At 56.5% G+C, this 19,801-nt stretch carries 18 protein-coding genes; all 18 read left to right on the top strand.

The window, feature by feature from the left end; genetic code table 11:
• Nucleotides 1-20: 20 nt before the first annotated feature.
• The 18 genes from ACRCJM_RS00290 to rpmD all read left to right on the top strand — a co-directional run bounded on the left by ACRCJM_RS00290 (nt 21) and on the right by rpmD (nt 19,801).
• The gene (locus ACRCJM_RS00290) at nt 21-2,279 is read left to right on the top strand and encodes a hypothetical protein (RefSeq protein ID WP_431463360.1); all 2,259 of its coding nucleotides are present in this window, start codon (nt 21-23) and stop codon (nt 2,277-2,279) included.
• 87 nt (nt 2,280-2,366) lie between these two features.
• The gene (locus ACRCJM_RS00295) at nt 2,367-3,284 is read left to right on the top strand and encodes a plasmid partitioning protein (protein ID WP_237220740.1); all 918 of its coding nucleotides are present in this window, start codon (nt 2,367-2,369) and stop codon (nt 3,282-3,284) included.
• 19 nt (nt 3,285-3,303) lie between these two features.
• Nucleotides 3,304-4,335 carry a FecCD family ABC transporter permease gene (locus tag ACRCJM_RS00300; RefSeq protein ID WP_237208103.1) on the top strand — a complete coding sequence of 344 codons (1,032 nt, stop codon included), beginning with the start codon at nt 3,304-3,306 and terminating at the stop codon, nt 4,333-4,335.
• Nucleotides 4,332-5,321 (top strand): FecCD family ABC transporter permease, encoded by a 990-nt coding sequence (locus ACRCJM_RS00305; RefSeq protein ID WP_237185987.1) that lies wholly within the window; start codon nt 4,332-4,334, stop codon nt 5,319-5,321. The genes ACRCJM_RS00300 and ACRCJM_RS00305 overlap by 4 nt, the downstream gene beginning before the upstream one ends.
• Nucleotides 5,314-6,114, top strand: coding sequence for an ABC transporter ATP-binding protein (locus ACRCJM_RS00310; protein WP_237185988.1), 801 nt, complete (start codon nt 5,314-5,316; stop codon nt 6,112-6,114). Before ACRCJM_RS00305 ends, ACRCJM_RS00310 begins: the two co-directional genes overlap by 8 nt.
• A 24-nt stretch (nt 6,115-6,138) precedes the next feature.
• Nucleotides 6,139-7,404, top strand: coding sequence for an enterochelin esterase domain-containing protein (locus ACRCJM_RS00315; protein ID WP_431463361.1), 1,266 nt, complete (start codon nt 6,139-6,141; stop codon nt 7,402-7,404).
• Between the two features lie 6 nt (nt 7,405-7,410).
• Nucleotides 7,411-9,120 carry a (2,3-dihydroxybenzoyl)adenylate synthase gene (locus ACRCJM_RS00320; protein ID WP_431463362.1) on the top strand — a complete coding sequence of 570 codons (1,710 nt, stop codon included), beginning with the start codon at nt 7,411-7,413 and terminating at the stop codon, nt 9,118-9,120.
• A 10-nt stretch (nt 9,121-9,130) separates the two neighbouring features.
• Nucleotides 9,131-9,343 (top strand): acyl carrier protein, encoded by a 213-nt coding sequence (locus tag ACRCJM_RS00325; RefSeq protein ID WP_237185991.1) that lies wholly within the window; start codon nt 9,131-9,133, stop codon nt 9,341-9,343.
• Between the two features lies 1 nt (nt 9,344).
• Nucleotides 9,345-13,340, top strand: coding sequence for an amino acid adenylation domain-containing protein (locus ACRCJM_RS00330; RefSeq protein ID WP_237185992.1), 3,996 nt, complete (start codon nt 9,345-9,347; stop codon nt 13,338-13,340).
• Nucleotides 13,341-13,499: 159 nt separating this feature from the next.
• Nucleotides 13,500-15,800, top strand: a complete 2,301-nt coding sequence (locus ACRCJM_RS00335) for an LPXTG cell wall anchor domain-containing protein (RefSeq protein ID WP_431463363.1) — start codon at nt 13,500-13,502, stop codon at nt 15,798-15,800.
• A gap of 447 nt (nt 15,801-16,247) precedes the next feature.
• Complete coding sequence (gene rplN, locus ACRCJM_RS00340; protein ID WP_135013742.1) at nt 16,248-16,619, top strand: 50S ribosomal protein L14; 372 nt, start codon at nt 16,248-16,250, stop codon at nt 16,617-16,619.
• Nucleotides 16,620-16,622: 3 nt separating this feature from the next.
• Nucleotides 16,623-16,958 (top strand): 50S ribosomal protein L24, encoded by a 336-nt coding sequence (gene rplX / locus ACRCJM_RS00345; RefSeq protein WP_185174282.1) that lies wholly within the window; start codon nt 16,623-16,625, stop codon nt 16,956-16,958.
• Nucleotides 16,958-17,518 carry a 50S ribosomal protein L5 gene (gene rplE, locus ACRCJM_RS00350; protein WP_135013744.1) on the top strand — a complete coding sequence of 187 codons (561 nt, stop codon included), beginning with the start codon at nt 16,958-16,960 and terminating at the stop codon, nt 17,516-17,518. The genes rplX and rplE overlap by 1 nt, the downstream gene beginning before the upstream one ends.
• A 69-nt stretch (nt 17,519-17,587) precedes the next feature.
• Entirely contained in the window at nt 17,588-17,986 is a 399-nt protein-coding gene (gene rpsH / locus ACRCJM_RS00355) for a 30S ribosomal protein S8 (RefSeq protein ID WP_135013745.1), read from the top strand.
• Between the two features lie 24 nt (nt 17,987-18,010).
• Nucleotides 18,011-18,547, top strand: a complete 537-nt coding sequence (gene rplF, locus ACRCJM_RS00360) for a 50S ribosomal protein L6 (protein WP_237222589.1) — start codon at nt 18,011-18,013, stop codon at nt 18,545-18,547.
• 2 nt (nt 18,548-18,549) lie between these two features.
• Nucleotides 18,550-18,909: a 50S ribosomal protein L18 gene (gene rplR / locus ACRCJM_RS00365; RefSeq protein ID WP_135013747.1), complete on the top strand. Its 360-nt coding sequence runs from the start codon at nt 18,550-18,552 to the stop codon at nt 18,907-18,909.
• Nucleotides 18,909-19,592: a 30S ribosomal protein S5 gene (rpsE, locus tag ACRCJM_RS00370; RefSeq protein WP_431463364.1), complete on the top strand. Its 684-nt coding sequence runs from the start codon at nt 18,909-18,911 to the stop codon at nt 19,590-19,592. The genes rplR and rpsE overlap by 1 nt, the downstream gene beginning before the upstream one ends.
• Nucleotides 19,592-19,801, top strand: coding sequence for a 50S ribosomal protein L30 (gene rpmD / locus ACRCJM_RS00375; protein WP_135013749.1), 210 nt, complete (start codon nt 19,592-19,594; stop codon nt 19,799-19,801). Before rpsE ends, rpmD begins: the two co-directional genes overlap by 1 nt.

Here is a 19,801-nt window from a genome sequence, read left to right on the forward strand (position 1 = left end):
ACAATTTGAAAAAACACACCATGAAAACACCACAAAGTTTGTCTTCCGTTCAGTACCTGCCGACCCTCACCGGGCTTGCCCTGGCCGCAAGCGTTGCCGCCTCAGGTCTCGTCCTGCAGCCAATCCTGGCGCCTGCTGCATTTTTGGAAGGAAGTAGCCTGGCTATTGCCCAAGAAACCAAGGCTACCAAGCAGGTAACTGTAAGCCAGGTGCTGAACGATGATGGAACGGTGACGGTGACCGGTAGTGGCTGGACCTCAACAGCCCCAGACCGCGGTGCCGTGGTTGCCTTTAAGTGGGATGGGGGAGCGGTCTTCAATCATGAGCTTCCGGCTCACCCCCTGACCGGACAACCCCTGACCGAAGCCCGTTTTGCAAACGTCAACTTCTATACGGTGGCAGCACCCGACGGCACCTTTAGCGTCAATATCAAGCTGCCAGACTCTACAACAGCCAAGGTGCAGGACGCAGACTGGCAGTCAGGCAGCTCTCACACACTTCAGGCCCTGGCAGGTTCGCTGGCTGACGGTGATTCCCCTGGCTCTGTAGCTGCCTCATTTACTGTTCCCTCGACAAGCCTTGAGGACACATCAACCTGGCCTTCTGTAACAGCCGGCTCTGCACAGGTGCGTATCTCACCTGTAACAACAGGGGAGCAAGCCACCATTCGACTGATTGGGCAGGGCTGGACTAAAGAGGATGGCATCAGTGCTTCCACAGTCTCGATCAAACTGGAATATCTGGATGCAGAAGGCAAGGTTCGCCAGTATGAACGAACCGATAGGGCGATTTCATCCTATTTGCAGTCTGTCGGGCGGGCAGCAGATCCTACGAGCTGGGGCCTGCTCATCCCAGATGCAGAGCGTACCCGACCTGACCAGGGGCTACTAGCTATTAGCGCTGACGGTAGCTTTGATATTGAACTTGAATTGCCTGAAGAAGTACAGAAAGGCTCAGCAGGGGACTACCTGACAGTCTTCATACAATCCGGGAGAAACGCTGAAGCCGATGTGACTCGTTCTGTCCGCTCTGAACCAATACCGGTCAACGGGGTAGCTGGTTCTCTTCCTAGCGATGATGACCATCAGACCGTCTGCACCACAGACCTGGACAGTCCCACCTTTGAAATCGTCAACCCCACCGTTGAACTGGGTGGGAAACTTCGTGTCGTGGGTGAGGGCTGGTGCAATACCGAAAACCAGCGGGCCACCACTGTTGCGGTGAAAATTGATGACGGTGGAATCAGCCGGCTTGATACGTCCCTTCACTCGAATCGTACAATCTGGGCTATTTTGCACCCGGACCCTGCCACCGGCCGCATCGACGCCACCATCGACTTGCCTGACGGAACTACAGCGAGTTCTTCCCCTGCTCTGGCAGAGGGCAGCCATTCGCTGCGAGTGCTCTCTGGCTCTCTTGCCCCAGGGGACCGGGCCGTTACCTTAGGCGGCGTCGGAAAACTGGACTTCGTGATTGGGCAGTATTCTCCTCACGCCATACCAGATACGCTCTCAAGCGAAGACCTATCAGCTGCTTCTCAAGGTCACATGACGGCCCAACTCACGGGTAGAAATATGCGCGTAACCGTACCCGGGGCAGAGGCCGGCCAGTGGGTGATGATTAATCCCTATATCGGTGGGTCTGTGCGGAGCAACTGGGGCTCAGGCTGGGTCCAACTAGATGCCAATAAGTCTGTGAGCTACCTGCTACCGGAAGATCTAGCAGCAGGTGACTATCAGGTTGTCGCCCAAAGCGGGGAGCTAGAAAATTTTGGTGCCCTGCTGGGTTGGGCATCCCTCTCTGTCGCAGAAGCTCATCAGGAGACTGCGTCCACCCCGGCTACTCGACCCAGCCAATCCCAGGTGAGCGGGGCAACCGGCAACCTCTCAGCCTTCCCTGTTTCAGCTGCAGCTGGCTACAGCCTAGCTGAATCTGTCGCCCACAGCCCATTAGGTTCATCTGCCACCACAGCTGTTGGAATGAACGTCCCAGTCAGCCAGCTGGCCTCGCTGCCTTCTCAGGTGCTGCGGGCCCCCGCCCCTCGTCAGAATGTGGCCAGCCCCGTCACGAGCCCCACCGTAAAACCTGCCAGCACACCACCAGCCCCAGGAAAGGTCACCGAGCAGCCCGAAACAAGCAATAGCTCTGTTGTTCAAGCCGAAAACCCGGCAACAACCAGAAGCTCCTCGCTCCTTGACCCCAATAACCTCTTGCTGTGCGCAGCTGCAGCAGTTTTGCTCGCCACCCTCGCCCTCACCCGCCAAAAGAAAAAGTCATAAGGAAGAAGTATGTCTGTTTTCCCCAAAATGAGAGTCTTCTGCGTTGCGCTTGGTCTAGGAGTAGCCGCCTTATGCGGTCCAGTAGGTTTGGCACCTGCCCATGCCCTACCTCCGGGCGGAGCCGCAACCTCCAATACCCCCGGCACCAGTTCTAGCGTTTCACCTGCAAGCCTTCAGGCAGGCGATACTCTCACCTTCTCAGTCTCCGGTTTCCCCGCAGGCGAACAGCTCTACATCAAGGTTGATGACGGCGCAGCCTGCCCCTCAGACGCTGCCCAAGGCGCCTGCGTCGTCCACCAGCAAAAAATATCGAGTAACGGTACCGCTTCCGGTTCTTTCATCCTCTCGAAGGAACTGAGCGAAGGGCCCCATACCCTCCGCTTCCTGGCCACAGAAATTATGTACGATGCGGACGGCAACTATCAGGGGTCAAAGGGCTACACCAACCGATCGCCCGAATTTACCATCTCGGGTGTGAACGAATCATCAAGCGGTGGTACGACCGTCAACGTTGATCCGAGCGTCATCAATAGCATCGAAGAAAACGTAGCCCAGGCTGAAACTTCTAACCAGAACCAGATGGCTACTAACCCGGCCACAACAGATAGCCAGAACCAGGAGACTACTTCCTCATCAGCTGAATCTAGCGTGGCTACCGTCAGCACCGACACCGCAGCAGACGGAACCACCATCTACCTCGATGCTGAGGGTAATCCTATTAGCCAAGAAGAATATGAAGCCCTGCTAGCACAAGAAACAAGCACAGCTTCAGCCCCCGAAAGTCAGCAGGCCAGCCCATCAGCCACGATGAGCCCAACCGCCGGTGAAAGCTCAACAGCGTCAGCTCAGGCCCAAGCCAGCGCAAGCCAGGAACCCGAAGAAGAGACTGCAGCAAGTATCGCTCAGCAGGGAACCTTCCCATGGGTGGGTGCGCTTGTCTTTGGGGCATCAATCATCGTGGCTGCCTTCGTCCTGCTGCGTCGTCACAAGACTTCTGAGAAATAAGCTCTCCTGAAACCACCGTATGACTACCTCACCTGTGCGCTCGCGCCTGCGAGACAAAGCCCTAGCCCCTCGGAGATACCTGGTGCTGCCGGTCTGTGCGGCTGCGCTGGGTCTGACTCTTTTGCTATCCCTGAGGTTCGGTTCTAACGCCCTAGAAGGCCAAGACATATGGGCTGCTCTTGCAGGGGATAGCACTAGCCCTGCCTACACCATTGTCTGGGACCAGCGAATCCCGCGTACCCTCCTTGCCCTGGTGTGCGGGGCAGCTTTGGCTGTCGCTGGATCCCTGATGCAAACTCTGACGCGCAATCCGCTTGCTGATCCCGGTCTTCTGGGAGTCAACGCGGGAGCCTCTTTAGCCGTGGTTCTTGCCGTGGTGATTTTGGGGCCCCTCCCCATCCTGACTCTCATGGGCGCTGCTTTCATGGGAGCTTTGGTGAGCGTGGGGGCAGTCTTTGCCCTGGGTAGCTCAAAAGGGCAGTCGATGTCGCGTTTTATTTTGGCCGGTGTTGCTTTGGCAGCGTCCCTGACCGCCATCACTCAGGCACTCCTGCTTGCTAATCAGACGGCCTATAACGAATTTCGTTTTTGGGCAGCTGGGTCCCTTGAAGGACGCGGGTATGAGGTGCTGCTTCCCACCTCCGTCCTCGTTGGCTTAGCTCTGATCCTAGGATTTTGTCTCATTCCCTCCCTGCGTACGCTAGCGCTCGGGGCAGAAGCTGCACTGGCGCTGGGAACCTCAGTGAAAAAAATTACCTGCCTTACATTACTGACGGTGTCTCTCCTAGCGGCAATATCAACCGCCGCGATTGGCCCTCTTGCCTTCGTTGGGCTAGCGGTACCTTTTATCCTCCGAACCCTTCTGGGCAACAAGGTGGGCTGGGTGACTGCAGGGGCTGTGCTGGCAGGTCCCGCCTGGCTCATTGCAAGTGACGTTTGTGCTCGCACTATCATGGCGCCTGCAGAAATTCAGGTAGGAATCATCACCACCCTGCTTGGAGGCCCTCTCTTCCTGGCCCTGATGTCTCGACGAAAGGTACGCGAGCTATGACCTACCGCATCCGAGCCGTCACCCTCTCCGCCCTACTTAGCTCTTTACTCCTCGGACTGTGGGTTTTGATGCAGGGGGATTACAACCTCACAGTTACAGACGTTGTAGCTGCCCTCAGCGGCTCCGAAACAGGGCTGGGAAGCTATTTCGTCCGGGAAATTCGAGCTCCCCGAATACTAGCTGCCCTCCTCGTAGGAGCTGCCCTGGGACTATCGGGGGCAATTTTCCAAACCATCACCCGCAACCCTCTGGGATCCCCTGACGTCATAGGGTTCACGCACGGGGCAGCTACCGGGGCCCTCTGCGCCATGATTGTGTGGGGAACCAGTCCCTGGGGTACTGCCCTAGGCGCAATCGTAGGAGGAGCTGCCACCTCCTGCGCTGTCTATCTGCTTACTCGATCAAGAGGCCTTGAAGGGTTTCAACTGATCCTGGTTGGCCTGGGGCTAGGCGCAACCCTAGCGGCAGTAAACTCCCTGCTAGTAGTGCAGGCCTCTGTGACACAAGCTCAAACAGCAGCAGCCTGGCTGGCAGGCTCCCTGAACAGTATGACCTGGGGCAAAGTAGCCCTTCTAGCTCTCCCGCTTGCCCTGGTAGCCCCGCTACTTCTCTGGCTTGCCAGGCCCCTGCGGACCCTCAACTACGGGGATACCCTGGCCCAGGGCATCGGGGTGCCAGTAGCCAGCGTCAGGCTAATAAGCCTCATTCTGGGAGTGCTCCTGGTCGCCCTAGCAACAGCACTGACTGGCCCCATTGCCTTTGTTGCTCTTGCAGCTCCTCATATCGCCCGTCATCTGAGCCACCAAGCAGCTGGGAACCTAGGCACAGCAGCCTGCACGGGTGCCTTCATCACCCTAGTGGCAGACGCCCTAGGCCAGTTTGCCTTCCCTACCTCCCTCCAAGTCGGAGTCGTCACCGGAGCCCTCGGCGGCCTGTACCTCATTTTCCTCATCTACAGAGCACGACGTAAGGACAGCAGTGAGTAAGTTAAACGAGAGTGCGCTAGAAGCCAAAGACCTCCATGTCGCCTACGAGAAGCACCCCGTACTTCACGGTATCAACTGCTCAATCCCTCGCGAAGAGCTAACCGTGATTCTAGGTCCTAATGCCTGCGGCAAATCAACTCTTCTCAAGACCTTTGCGAGAATCCACCAGCCAACAGCAGGAGAAATATATCTTCAAGGGCAGAAAATTACAGACCTATCAAACCGGTCAATAGCCCAGACTCTAGCCCTACTACCCCAGAGCCCCCACGCGCCAGACTCCGTCACCGTCGCGGACGTCGTGGCTCTAGGACGTTACCCCTACCAAGGCTTCCTGGGAAGAATGCGGAGAGAAGACCACCGTATCTGCCAAGAAGCCATGGATGCCTGCGGCATAGCAGACCTCAAAGACAGAACCCTACAAGAGCTATCCGGCGGCCAGCGACAAAGAGTGTGGATAGCAATGACCCTAGCCCAAGACACACCCCTGCTTTTACTTGATGAGCCCACCACCTACCTGGATATCACTCACCAGCTCCAGGTGCTCGATCTGGCAGCTGAACTTCACCGGCAGGGGAAAACGCTTCTGCTGGTGCTACACGACCTCAACCTGGCTTTCCGCTACGCCACTCACCTCATCCTGATGAAAGCCGGAACAATCATGGCAGAAGGTTCACCCCAAGAGATTGTCACCCCGCAAATCATTGAACAGGTCTTTGACATCAAGGCCAGTATCATCACCGACCCCCATAGCCATACCCCGCTCATGATTCCCCACGATACCCGCAACCCCTAGACCTTCATGAAACATCCAGTAGCCATGAACCAGACCCCCCAACCTCCCAAACGTCCCCGTCCTAGCCCCGTCCCTAGAACCACCTCACCCCGTATCTCAGCCCTCCTGGAGGCACGAAACTCCGGGTACCTGACGGACCAAGACCTCAGCACCCAGATCAGCCACCTGATGCATCAGCTACCCCTCCTTGAAACGAGCAAGCCTAACCACAGCATCGTCACCTTTATCTACGCCCAAACAGAGCCCCTAGAATCAGTGCTCCTGTTCGCAAATCGGCTGACAGATGAGACTAATCTTGAAGCAACACTTCTCGAAAAAATCCCCGCAACCCCCTACTGGTATGCCTCCTTTGAGCTAGAAAATAACTGGCGAGCCTCGTACTGCTTCTTACCCACCCCTCAAGGCCAGCAACCCGCCTGGCTCAGTAGCACCCACCACCCCCAGCTGAGGGCAGCACTCGATGCCGGCCAGGCAGACCCCGCCAACCCCCGCCACTGCCCGAACAGGGGAGGTAACCTGCTCTCCGTCGTTGAGCTGCCGCAGGCGCCAAATGCCCCCTATCCAGCTGACTATCGCGTACCTTATCAGCCTCACTGGAACACATACACCCCCCCAAAACTCCACCCCGATCAAGGCGCCCTAGACTACGAACTCCTTCCCATCGGCGTCCCCACCGATACCTCGCCACTCTTCATCATCTTTGACGGAGAAATATGGTCCCACCAAGGCCTGCCCGCAGCAAGTGCTCAAGCAGTCAAGGACGAAAAACTACAAGACCACTACCTGCTGCTGATCCACTCCGGCGGCCGCGAACAACGCTGGAAACAACTCGGACAAGACAGCCCCCTGCTGGCAGAGATCGCCACCGGCCTGCTGCCCCACCTGGCTCACACATACGCCCTCAGACTCCGCCCAGAACGGACCGTCCTTGTGGGCCAAAGCCTCGGTGCGCTCGCAGCCCTCACCGGCGTCCTTACCTACCCCCAAATCTTTGGAATTGCCCTAAGCCAGTCAGCCTCCCTGTGGAACCCCTCCGCAGAACAAGCCCTGGAGAAAGCCAGCTCCCCCCTGCCTCCCTCCCAAAGGCAAAAAATCCGACTCTACCTAGAATGCGGAACCCAAGAATGGGTACTCCTCGAACCCCACCAGGATTTTGTACAAGCTGCCCACACAGCAGGGATTGACGCCCAACTCACGACATATAACGGTGGCCATGACTACGCCTGTTGGAGAAACAGCCTCGTGGGCCACTTAATCCAGATCTTTCCTGCCCCTCAAAACGAAAGCTAACGCCCCATGACAAAGACGTCGGCCCGCAGCCCCCTACAGCCCATCGCCCCCATGCCCGAAGAGTTTGCCCGTACCTATCGGGAGGCTGGCTACTACCAGCCAGAGACCTTCCCCGAATTTATAGAAAAGATCTTCAATAAATACCCCGATAACATTGCTGCCCATGGAATTAGTACCCGGGGAAACTACCCGGTATCCAGCACCGAAACTCAGAGCTGGACCTACCGGCAGCTAGAGCAGGAAGCCCATACAGCTGCCCACCATATCCGGAGCTTCGGCATTAGCCCGGGCGATCGCGTCATCTTACAGCTTCCTAACACCCTTGAATTTCTCGCCTACATGCTTGGGGCTTTTATCGCCGGTACCCTGCCCATCTTTGCCCTCCCGAAACACCGCGCTCAAGATCTGGCCCACTATGCGCGAACCACAGACGCAGCCCTGCACCTCTTTGCCCAAGGCGCAGAAAACACAGATTACTGGGCTCTTTACGCCGACTACAGTAAGCAACTCCAAAAAGAAGGGGTAGAACCTCCCCAGGCCCTAGACCTGACCCAGGCACCTGCTGTCCATCAGGAACAAGACCTGAAGTATGATCAGCCAATAGCCGACCGCGGGGCAAGAATCCTCAGCGAAAATACGGCCCTCTTCCAACTCTCTGGCGGAACCACCGGGCTATCCAAACTCATTCCCCGAACCCACGCAGATTATCTCTACTCCGTTCGTGCCTCAGCAGAAATTTGTGGGGTAACAGAAGAGACAACTAACCTCGTGGTGCTCCCTGCTGCCCATAACTTCACCATGAGCTCGCCAGGTATTTTAGGCTCTCTCTACCGCGGAGCGACCCTGGTCTTTGCCCACGACCCTAGCCCCCAAACCTCTTTTGCCCTGATTCAACGCCACCAGGTAACCCAGGTTTCCTTAGTGCCCCCGCTCCTACAGAGCTGGTTGCTCTTGGCTGAGCGTCGTTCGCTGAGCTTGCCCAGTTTAAAAGTTATTCAGGTAGGTGGGGCCAAGTTATCTCCTACCCTGGCCCGAAAAATTACGCCTCAGCTAGGGGCAACCCTGCAACAGGTCGCTGGTATGGCAGAGGGGCTGGTGAATTACACCCGGTTGGGCGATGATCCCGAAACAGTGTGTTCCACCCAGGGCCGACCCATTAGCCCCCACGATGAAATCAAGGTCGTAGATGAACGGGGTAGGGAGGTCGGCACCGGTCAGGTAGGGGAATTGCTGACCCGCGGCCCCTATACCATCCGTCAGTACTACGGTGCTGACACCCAGTCAGGGGCCAACTTTACTGAAGATGGCTTCTACCGCACAGGGGATTTGGTGAAGATTGACGGGCTGGGAAACCTTGAAATGGTAGGCCGTATCAAAGACCAGATTAATCGCGCAGGAGAAAAGATATCGATTGATGAGCTTGAGGACGCTGCCCTGCAGTTGGCAGATATCAAGGACGCTATTGCCATCGGCATCCCAGATGAACGGCTAGGGGAAAAGGTGGGTCTGGCTCTCACCCTTCAGGAACCAGCCCAGTGCCCCACCGTGCAGTCGGTGAGGAAGCAGCTTCGGGCGTTAGGGCTGAGTGAGTACAAACTCCCAGACCAGGTTTTCGTCCTCAATGACCTACCCCTGACCAATGTTGGAAAAATTTCACGAAAAGATCTCAGGTCCCAGCTCGCACAAGAGCTGCTCGGCCCCAAGCACTCACAGTAAGGACGCTCCTATGTCACTTGACCAGCTAAAAGAACTTCTCGCCGCCTATCTTCCCCAGGGCTCACAGGATCTTGAGCCGTCTAGCAATATTTTTGATGCAGGTCTAGATTCAATGGGGGCTTTCCTCTTACTCGATGACCTGGCATCTGCCGGGTATCAGATTGAATTTACAGACTTAGTTGCCCATCCCACCCTTCACTTTTTGAGGGAGGCGACTGCCTAAGATGTCACTGACCTGGTACCCTCTTCCTCGTTCTGCTCAGGGAATCTTTTTTGCTACTGAGCTTGAGCCTGAAGGTTCTAGCTACATCACAGCTGAGCTGATAATGTTTGAAACCCTCTTGGACGCAGGGCTCCTGCGACGAGCTATCCGAGCAGTTTATGCGGAACACGAAACCCTAAGAACTGTCATTGAGCTAGGGTATAGGGGCCAGATCCAGCGGGAGGTGGTGTGGGCTGCGCTTCCAGCGGAGGAGCATAGTCAGCGTCTACAGATTCTAGAAGAGCTATCCCTTGAGGCAGCACCGGGAGATGAAGAAGCAACCGTATTAGCCTGGGCCCAGCAACGGCGCCAAAAACCCATGCCCGTGTGCCAGGGGCAGGGACTCGATTCTGCCCTGGTGCAGGTCAACGGCCAGCACTGGTTTTATCATTCCATTCACCACCTCCTTGCTGACGGTTTTGCTGCCTATGAGATCCTGCGGCAGATTTTTTCTGCCTACAGCCAGCTAGAGGCTGGCGCAGTAATGACTTTCCACAAGCGTCCTTCTCTGGCTGAGCTTGCTGAAGAAGACGCTCACCTTCAGCAGGAGCTGGAGATTCAGCGTGCCGCCTACCTGCAGAAACTACCGGAGCTTGCCTGGGGTGAGGACCCGAGCCTGGATGTTGCTCCTGGTGCTGGTGGCCCAGGGGTAGCAAATGACGTTGTGCGTGTTCGAGTCCCACTCTCTTCTGAGTTGCAGAGCACCTACCGGAAAATTGGTGACCTCGCGAGGGCTTCTTGGCCGCACATGATGGTTGCGGCAGTAGGTGCTTTTCTGGGCAGGCATCAGGGGGTGGACTCCTTCCGGGCTCTGGTTCCGCAAATGAACCGGCTGATACCGGGGCTCCCTCCTCGGCTGAGTGCTCAAACAGCTTTGAGTGCTGTGAACCTGCTTCCGCTTGTCTGCCCTGCCCGTGGTAAGGCCCGGAAAGCGCTAGAAGCGGTGCAAGCTGGGATGAAATATAACGCCGAACATGCCCTTGCGCCCTATGAAGATCTGCAGGCACGCGCCTCCCAGGAAGGGGTACTGCTGGGGGGAGCCCAGATTAATATCGTGCCCTTCGATGCCCACTTTAGTGCCGGCAGTGCAGGGAGAGGGCGCGTTATCAACGTGGCAGCCGGGCCTGTTCCCCATATGACCGTGACCGTCCGCGGGATGCCCTATCGGGGGCATGAGCTTTCGGTAGAAATCGACATCAACGCTGATCTGCTCCTGGCCCAAGATGCTGATGCTTTAGCGCAGCGACTTGTTCATTGGCTAGGCAAGTGGGCTCAGATTGCCCTCGACGATGGTTCTATGGACTCTCTGTCTTTGCTGAGTCCAGGCGATGAAGTTCTGCTGGAGTCTTTGGAGGGGGAGCACGTTGACCTAGATTTTAAGCCCCTTGCAGCTATCTTGGAGCAGAAGGCACAGGAAATCCCTCATCAGGTAGCTTTTGTTGAGGCTCCTGCCTACCAGCAGGGTTCCTGGAATTTTCAGGGGGAACGGGAACTGACTTATGCCCAGCTTCGAAATAGCAGCATGAGTTTGGCTCTTGAACTGGCTAGCTGGGGAGTAGACCGGGGGAGCAGGGTCGGGGTCCGGGGCCACCGCAGCCTCGAGTTCATGGTTGTGGTTTTTGCTCTAACCTATCTTGGAGCGGTCTATGTTCCCCTTGAGCCTTCTCTTCCGGGTAGTAGGGTTCGTAGCATGTGTCAGGACGCCGAACTTGGGTTAGTTGTGAGCAGCGATTACTTGAGTCAGCTGCAGCTTGAAGACCTATCCCAAGAGTACGGGGTGAAGGTCATGAGCTTCCCGGAACATCTTGAAGATAGGGAAGCAGAGGGTGATCTCGCTGCGTTGAAGGGGCAGACTCTTGGTGCTGATGAGCTGGCCTATATCTTGTTTACATCCGGTTCTACCGGCCGCCCCAAAGGCGTGGGTGTTAAAGCCCTAGCCCTCCACAACCGCCTCGCCTGGCAGAGTCAGCTCATTAGCCTGGGGCAGGAAGACCGGGTCTTGCATAAGACTCCTATTTCCTTTGACGTTCATATCTGGGAGCTCTATTGGGGAGTGACCCAAGGGGCGAAAACTGTGCTTTGCGCCCCGTGGGGGCACCGCGACCCCGCTTATCTAGCGAGGGTTATCAGGAGTTCTGCAATTGATGTGCTTCACTTTGTGCCAAGTATGCTGGCAGCCTTTGTGAGGTCGAAGCAGGCGCAAGAGCTCATGCAAGGATGGGATGGGCCGCGGGCCCTAGTGTGTTCCGGGGAGGCTCTTGACGCATCCTTGGTTCGGCAGACCCACCAGGTGATGGGCGCAAAAATCTATAACTTTTATGGGCCAACTGAAGCTGCAATTGACGTCACGGCTTACTGCCTGGATCTCGGGCAGGTGCCTGATCTTGTGCCCATGGGGAAACCTGTATGGAATACTGCAGTATCGATTCGGGATGCAGCGGGCCAGCTGTGCCCACCGCTGATGCGCGGTGAGCTCTACCTGCACGGAGTGCAGGTGAGTGACGGCTACCTTAACCGGCCAGATATGACAGCTGCAGCTTTTTCGTCTGACGATTTCGGTCAACCGGTCTACGCCACAGGCGATGTTGTGGTGTGGGGTAAAGATAACCTGCTGTATTACCGGGGGCGGCTAGACCAGCAAATAAAAATCCGGGGCCAAAGGGTTGAACTTACAGAAATTGAGACTGTTCTTTCTGAAGCCCCTTCTCTTGCCAGCAGCTGCCTTATCTACCGTCAGGAAGGGGCTAAGGAGTACCTCCTCGCCTTTGTCGAGGTGGCTCCCGGAATGGGCTCTGAGGAAGCGGTAGATCTTGCCCGGAATCATGTTGCCCGGCACCTGAGTGACTACATGATTCCTACCCACTGGCAGGTTCTTGAGAATCTTCCGCTGACTGTTAATGGGAAGATTGACCGCTCCCAGCTGATGGGCTATCCCCTGCCGGAGGAAGAAGTTGGGGAAGTACCCCCACCAAGTTTTACGGTTGAACGGTGTTGCCGGGTCTTTAGTCGTGTCCTAGGGCAGGAGGTGGGGGCTGCTACTGACTTTTTCTCGGCTGGTGGTCACTCCTTACTGGCCATGGTTCTGGCAGAGGAGCTGGGTCAAGAATTCGGGTGTGAGGTTTCTGTGGTGAGTATTTTTGCCAACCCTACGCCCGAGGGATTTGCTGCCAGCATGTTTCAGGAGTATTTGGACGATTTTGATCCCTGCTTGATGCTGCGTTCTGGCGACGGCGGTGCCCCCGTCATCTTTATGCCTCCAGCAGGAGGGCTGGGCTGGTGCTATGCTCCTTTGCTTTCAGCGGTTCCCGAAAGCAGCCCGGTTTTTCTGATTCAGGCTGAAGAATATTCTGGGGCCAGCAGAGGGGAGTCATCTTCTCTTACGGAGGCAGCTGGTAGGGCCCTTGAAAGACTGCTTGAGATGCAGAACTCTAACCTGCGAGGAGCTACTCTCGTGGGTTGGTCTTTAGGCGGCATGATGGCACAAGAATTGGCTTGCAGGTTGGAGGCAAGGGGGCTTCCTCCCCAGAAAGTTCTTGTTCTGGACGCCTACCCCCAGTCCTACTGGAGGACCTTCCCTCCTGCCCAAGAGGAAGACCGCTGGCGGGCTATTGCGAGATTGGGTGGCCTAGAGCTACAGCAGGAAGACCTGACAGAAGCTGGTGTCATAGAGGCCCTGAGGCTAAGTGGTAGTGCCCTTGGCTCTTTGCCGCCTGAGCGATTACAGGTCTGTTTGAAGCTGGTTCAAAAAGCGATGGAATGGGTTCGTCAGGGAACTCCTTCCCCTCTTGAAGCTCCCCTCGTTCTACTAGCGGCTCAGCAGACATTGGATGCAGGTGCCCCCGGCCAGGCCTGGAAGGCGTATTGCTCAGATTACGAGCTTGTCGTGGCTGAGGGGGGTCATACGGACGTGCTGAAAGCGGCTCTGATTGAGCAAATTCTGCAAAGTCCTGCCAATTAAGAAAGAAAAATATGACCTAATGTGGAAAAATGCTTGCCTCTAGTCATTAATTAGGTAAAACTTAACTATGTATTCGGTAAGGCTATCCTTATATAGCGCTGAATGTATCCTAATTGGGCCTCGTTGCCCTGCCCCACCACACATGTATTAAGAGGACAGATGAAACTCACTCATCAGACACCCCGCCGTACCCGCTCCCGCTTCCTGCTTACCGGTAGTGCAACAGCAATGATGCTCGGTGCTCTTCTGGTTGCTCCTGTCACCTCAGCAGAGAGCGCATTTGCAAATGATCCTGCCCAGAACTGCACCTTCCGAGCGTTTAACGTTGCCTCAACCCAGTACCAGGGCCTGCCCGGGCAGTACCAGCTGGGGTACTCAGCGGCAAACGATACCCTGTGGGTTACAGGTTCCAGCGGGCGTCCACCTATCATGACCTCAACCCTTGCAAAGGTTGACCCGGCAACCATGCAAATTACCCACACTGTCGGTCTAAACACTGCCAGCTACTCACCTCGTGGTTGGGAAGGGGAAAACCCTGCTGGATTCCAGGTCGCGGGTGCCTACGGCGTTGGAGTTGATGACGTCAACGGCACCGTGTGGGTCACCAATACCCGCACTAACAGTGTGACGGCCTTTGACCAGACCACCATGAAGCAGGTCTTTACGACCTTGGGTCTTCCTGAGGGCCAGGCCATCACAACCGCCCATCCGCGCGAAGTGCGGGCCTCGCAGGGCAAAGTCTTCATCGGAACCCAGGGGGCTATCGTCGTTCTAGATGGCGCCACCTACCAGCATCTTGCAACCATTCCCGTCAGTGACACTTCTGGCCGGGCCGCAAGCGTCATGAATTTCGCCCTGGATGATGAAGCAGGCCTAGGCTATTTCCCTGTCTTTGGCACCCCTAAGCTGGTTGTTGTCGACCTCAATACGCTTACTGTCGTCAATGAATTTGCCCTGCAGGGTAACGACGCCAGTGCAAACCTCGTCGCATCAGATGTCACCTTTGATCGCTCACTCAACGAACTCTATGTATCAAGCCAGGGATCCAAGGGCGTCAACGCAGGCGTTGGGGTCTACGATAAGACCACCGGTGCCTTCAAGAACTGGATCAATTTTGGGACCCAGGGGCTTTCCATTGACGCTGACGAAGCCCGAGACCTGGTCTATGCAACCGACCTAGCCACCGGCTCCTACTACGTCATCGACGGGCAAACTGACCGAATTGCCAGCACCGTAACACGTACCGTCGGCGAAGGCATGGGGGCAAACGACGTTGTTGTAACCCCCCACGGTGTTATCGGTCTTGAGCGCGGAACCGCCTTTACCGGTGTGGAAGTACCTTTTACCCTTGACTACAAGACCGGCAAATACGTTACTGCCTCAACTGAAATCAAGGGCCTGCGGAATGTTGCTGCAGAGGGACAACCTGCCGACTGGCAGGAGGTTGAAGCTACACCCATCAACGCTCATGCCATGACAAAGTTCGTAGTTACCGACAATGGCACAGTGGCAGGTCAGGCGGTTACACCGGCTGAAGCAATCAATAGTTTTGAAGGCTCCAGCGCTGATGGGGCAAAGCTGGTTGTTACAAACGTTTCTGAAAATGGCCAGATGACCCTCACTGGAACCGGATTCACCCACCCCTCCGGTGGTGGCTCAGTATTGGGTCTTCTGTATGACGACAGGGCAACCCAGATGAACGATGGTGAGGGCAACGTCGTTCGGACTATTGAAGCTGAAGCGCAAGGCAAATTCTCTGTCACCCTGCCTGTACCCACCGCGGAGAACTCCAACAACGCCTGGTTGGCTGGATCAACCCATAGGGTGCGAGTTCTCACCGGTAGCCTGAAGGACGGGGACCAGCCACGAAGCATCCCCGTGGAGGTCACAGTTGCTCCGGCTCCTCAGACCACTTGTGGAGCTCCCCAAGCCACCACAGTTGCTTCAACACTGGCAGCTTTTGCCGGCTACGGAACCTTCGTAGACTCAGCTGTAGGTATTGAGCCTACCCCGGTTCCTAGTGCTGAGCCTACCCCGGCGCCTAGCGTTGAGCCCACCCCGGCACCTAGCGTTGAGCCCACCCCGGTTCCTAGTGCTGAGCCCACTGCTGCTCCCAGCGTTGAGCCGTCTGTTCAGCCCACCGAAGGACCTGCGGCTTCACCCAGCACAGAACCGACCGGTGCCCCCAACTCTGACCCCAGCTCTGCACCCAGCGCAGAAGCAACAGGGCAGGCTGGCAATGGTTCAGCAGGCTCACAGCAGCAGGCGGCAGGAGCTAACCAGAGTGCCAGCGGTGCAACAAGCTCTCAGGCAGGAGCAACCACCCAGCAGACAGGTAAGCAGGCCAGCGGTGGCAGTCTGGCTCAGACCGGCGCTTCGGTTGCTGCACTAGCAGGAATCGGTGCCCTTGCACTGGTTGCAGGCTGGGTGGTATTCGTCGCTCGCCGTCGCGCTTCCTAAGCTGTAGCACGGTAGGCGGTACAACATCACTCAGTAGTAACTCCACACATTAGCTCAGGGTGGGGAGTCTCCAACGGGAGGCTCCCCACCCTGAGGCATTTACGAGGTTGCAAGATGTGTTGAAAACAACGTGCTGCTAGGACTCTTTGTAGGGAAGGTCTCTTTTCTAAGTGCTGATCAACTGGTAGAGTTTTGATTCTGTGTGGTTCTCTATGCCCACACAACCACGGTTCTTACCGTGCCACAACATAATGCCGCTACCTGGCGGGGTTCGCCCGCTCACGCGGGTCTAGATGTTCGTTGGCATGGCTAGAGCCCAGGCGTGTCCGCCAACTCTCTATCCTTTTCAAGCGATGAGAGACCGGCGCGTCAACATCCCGTAGAAATGTTCCGCAAGGCTGGCTCGCACTATACGCGTGTCGGAACCGGCGAGACGACAGGAGAAATATGATTCAGCAGGAGTCACGACTCAAGGTTGCTGACAACACCGGTGCGAAGGAAATCCTGACCATCCGTGTTCTCGGTGGCTCAAAGCGTCGTTACGCAGGCATTGGCGACATCATCGTCGCAACCGTCAAGGACGCAATCCCCGGCGGTACCGTAAAGAAGGGCGACGTTGTTAAGGCAGTAGTCGTCCGCACCAAGAAGGAAGTTCGTCGTCCCGACGGCTCCTACATCAAGTTCGACGAGAATTCAGCAGTAATTCTCAAGAACACCGATGGTGACCCCCGTGGCACCCGTATCTTCGGACCTGTTGGCCGCGAACTGCGCGACAAGAAGTTCATGAAGATCATTTCACTTGCTCCGGAGGTGCTCTAACTCATGGCTAAGATCAAGTCTGGCGACCTGGTACAGGTTATTTCAGGTGCAGATAAGGGTAAGCAGGGCAAGGTTCTGAAGGTATTCCCCAAGACCGAGCGCGTGCTGGTAGAAGGCGTCAAGATCGTCACCAAGCACAACAAGGCTAACCCCATGACCGGCGAAGCCGGCGGCATCGAAAAGGTTGAGGCACCGATTCACGTTTCAAACGTTGCAATCGTTGATCCCGAGACCAAGAAGCCGACCCGCGTTGGTTACCGCCTCGAGACCGTAGAGCGCAATGGCAAGGAACGCACTGTTCGCGTTCGCGTTGCCAAGAGCTCGGGTAAGGACATCTAATGACCGAAGCAAAGATTACCCCTCGTTTCAAGACTAAGTTCAACGAAGTAGTCACCCCCGCCCTGCAGGAAGAGTTCAAGTACGAGAACGTCATGCAGGCACCGAAGATCGTAAAGGTCGTCGTTAACATGGGTGTTGGTGAAGCTGCTAAGGACGCGAAGCTCATGGATGGTGCTATCCGCGACCTTACCGCTATCACCGGTCAGAAGCCGCTCGTTACCCGCGCGAAGAAGTCCATCGCACAGTTCAAGCTGCGTGAAGGTCAGCCCATCGGCGCACACGTCACCCTCCGTGGCGATCGCATGTGGGAATTCCTCGACCGCCTCGTCACCCTGGCACTTCCCCGAATCCGCGACTTCCGCGGCCTCTCGGACCGCCAGTTCGACGGTAACGGTAACTACACCTTCGGTCTGACCGAACAGTCTATGTTCCACGAAATCGATCAGGACTCCATCGATCGCGTACGTGGTATGGACATCACCGTAGTAACCACCGCAAAGACCGACGATGAAGGCCGTGCGCTTCTGAAGGCACTCGGCTTCCCGTTCAAGACCCAGTAACGACTACGTTATAGGTCCGCACCGAAATCTACGGTGAGGAAACCATAACGAGGAAGGGCTCAGCCCACCATGACTATGACAGATCCTGTCGCAGATATGCTGACCCGTTTGCGCAACGCAAACTCAGCACATCACGACACCGTGTCAATGCCTTACTCCAAGCTCAAGGCTCGCATCGCCGAGATCCTCAAGGCTGAAGGCTACATCGCTGACTTCAAGGAAGAGGAAGCAAAGGTCGGTAAGACCCTCACCCTCGAACTGAAGTTCGGCCCCTCACGTGAGCGCTCCATTGTAGGCGTTCGCCGCATTTCCAAGCCGGGTCTGCGTGTATACGCAAAGTCCACCAACCTGCCCCAGGTACACGGTGGCCTCGGCATCGCAATCCTGTCAACCTCTTCAGGTCTGCTCACTGACAAGCAGGCTGCGAAGAAGGGTGTTGGCGGCGAAGTCGTCGCTTACATCTGGTAGTCGGTAGAAGAGAAAGGAAGAAGAATGTCACGTATTGGACGTCTCCCCATCTCGGTTCCTGCCGGCGTTGAGGTAAAGATCGACGGCAACGTAGTTGCTGTTAAGGGTGCAAAGGGCGAGCTGACCCACGAGGTTGCTGCTCCCATCACTGTTGCACTCGAAGACGGTGTTGTCACCGTTTCCCGCCCGAACGATGAGCGTGCATCACGTTCACTGCACGGCCTGACCCGCACCCTGATTCAGAACATGATCATCGGTGTTACCGAGGGCTACTCCAAGAAGCTCGAAATCGTTGGTACCGGTTACCGTGTAACCGCTAAGGGTTCCGACCTCGAGTTCGCACTTGGCTACTCACACCCCATCACCATTGAAGCACCCGAGGGTATCAGCTTCGCTGTTGAGGGCGCTAACAAGCTGACCGTTTCCGGTATCAGCAAGCAGCAGGTAGGCCAGGTAGCCGCTAACATCCGCGGTCTGCGCAAGCCCGATCCCTACAAGGGTAAGGGTGTTCGCTACGAAGGCGAGCAGATCCGTCGCAAGGTCGGAAAGGCTGGTAAGTAACAATGGCTGTAAAGACTAAGTCAGCACAGCGCGCACGCCGTCACGCACGCGTCCGCAAGTACGTTTCAGGCACCGCAGCACGCCCCCGCCTGTCTGTCACCCGCTCAGCTCGTCACATGTTCGTTCAGGTCATTGACGACACCAAGGGTCTGACCCTGGCATCAGCTTCCACCATGGAAGCAGACCTGCGCGCAGCAGAGCTGGACAAGACCGCTAAGGCAAAGCGCGTCGGCGAACTTGTTGCCGAACGTGCCAAGGCTGCAGGCATCGAAGCTGTTGTCTTCGACCGCGGTGGTAACAAGTACCACGGCCGTGTCGCAGCAGTAGCTGAAGGCGCACGCGAAGGAGGTCTGGCACTCTAATGAGCGAGCAGACTGTAAACGAAAAGGAAACTCAGGTGACTGAAGCAACCGCAGAAGCTACCGCTGAAACCTCCGAAAAGCGCGAAGCCCGCCGCACCGAGCGTGGCGAACGCCGCGGCAACCGCGGTGAGCGCCGCAACAACCGCGGTCGCGAAGAAGAGAAGGACAAGTTCATCGAGCGCGTTGTCACCATCAACCGCGTCTCCAAGGTCGTCAAGGGTGGTCGTCGCTTCAGCTTCACCGCACTCGTCGTCGTCGGTGACGGTAACGGTATGGTTGGCGTTGGCTACGGTAAGGCTAAGGAAGTTCCCGCAGCTATCTCAAAGGGTGTTGAAGAAGCAAAGAAGAACTTCTTCCGCGTACCCCGCGTTGAAGGCCGCACCATTCCTCACCGCGTTCAGGGTGAAGCAGCAGCAGGCGTAGTTATGCTCCGCCCCGCTACCGCTGGTACCGGTGTTATCGCTGGTGGTCCCGTTCGTGCCGTACTTGAGGCAGCAGGCATCCACGATGTTCTGTCCAAGTCACTCGGTTCATCGAACCAGATCAACATTGTCCACGCGACCATTGAAGCACTGCGTCAGCTCGAAGAGCCCGTAGCAGTTGCTGCACGCCGTGGTCTTCCCCAGGACGAGGTTATCCCCGGCTTCCTGCGTGTCGCTCAGTCTGAAAAGGCAGGTGCGTAATGACCGGTAAGCGTATTCAGCCCAGCGACGCAAAGCTGGAAATCACCCAGATCAAGTCCTACGTCGGTGAAAAGCAGAACATGCGCGACACCCTCCGTTCCCTGGGCCTCAAGCGCCCCGGCAACAAGGTTGTTCGCACTGCTGACCCCGTCACCTGCGGCATGATCAACACCGTAGCTCACCTGGTTCAGGTTGAGGAGGTCAAGTAA

Source organism: Rothia sp. L_38 (assembly GCF_050689125.1).
GTDB lineage: Bacteria > Actinomycetota > Actinomycetes > Actinomycetales > Micrococcaceae > Rothia.

Excerpts from the sequence above, each read along its gene's own strand:
- ACRCJM_RS00315 (WP_431463361.1), top strand. The coding sequence starts at position 6,139 with ATGAACCAGACCCCCCAACCTCCCAAACGTCCCCGTCCTAGCCCCGTC.
- ACRCJM_RS00330 (WP_237185992.1), top strand. The coding sequence starts at position 9,345 with ATGTCACTGACCTGGTACCCTCTTCCTCGTTCTGCTCAGGGAATCTTT.
- rpmD (WP_135013749.1), top strand. The coding sequence starts at position 19,592 with ATGACCGGTAAGCGTATTCAGCCCAGCGACGCAAAGCTGGAAATCACC.
- ACRCJM_RS00290 (WP_431463360.1), top strand. The coding sequence starts at position 21 with ATGAAAACACCACAAAGTTTGTCTTCCGTTCAGTACCTGCCGACCCTC.
- ACRCJM_RS00320 (WP_431463362.1), top strand. The coding sequence starts at position 7,411 with ATGACAAAGACGTCGGCCCGCAGCCCCCTACAGCCCATCGCCCCCATG.
- rplN (WP_135013742.1), top strand. The coding sequence starts at position 16,248 with ATGATTCAGCAGGAGTCACGACTCAAGGTTGCTGACAACACCGGTGCG.
- rplR (WP_135013747.1), top strand. The coding sequence starts at position 18,550 with ATGGCTGTAAAGACTAAGTCAGCACAGCGCGCACGCCGTCACGCACGC.
- rplE (WP_135013744.1), top strand. The coding sequence starts at position 16,958 with ATGACCGAAGCAAAGATTACCCCTCGTTTCAAGACTAAGTTCAACGAA.
- ACRCJM_RS00335 (WP_431463363.1), top strand. The coding sequence starts at position 13,500 with ATGAAACTCACTCATCAGACACCCCGCCGTACCCGCTCCCGCTTCCTG.
- rplX (WP_185174282.1), top strand. The coding sequence starts at position 16,623 with ATGGCTAAGATCAAGTCTGGCGACCTGGTACAGGTTATTTCAGGTGCA.
- rpsE (WP_431463364.1), top strand. The coding sequence starts at position 18,909 with ATGAGCGAGCAGACTGTAAACGAAAAGGAAACTCAGGTGACTGAAGCA.
- rplF (WP_237222589.1), top strand. The coding sequence starts at position 18,011 with ATGTCACGTATTGGACGTCTCCCCATCTCGGTTCCTGCCGGCGTTGAG.
- rpsH (WP_135013745.1), top strand. The coding sequence starts at position 17,588 with ATGACTATGACAGATCCTGTCGCAGATATGCTGACCCGTTTGCGCAAC.
- ACRCJM_RS00300 (WP_237208103.1), top strand. The coding sequence starts at position 3,304 with ATGACTACCTCACCTGTGCGCTCGCGCCTGCGAGACAAAGCCCTAGCC.
- ACRCJM_RS00325 (WP_237185991.1), top strand. The coding sequence starts at position 9,131 with ATGTCACTTGACCAGCTAAAAGAACTTCTCGCCGCCTATCTTCCCCAG.
- ACRCJM_RS00305 (WP_237185987.1), top strand. The coding sequence starts at position 4,332 with ATGACCTACCGCATCCGAGCCGTCACCCTCTCCGCCCTACTTAGCTCT.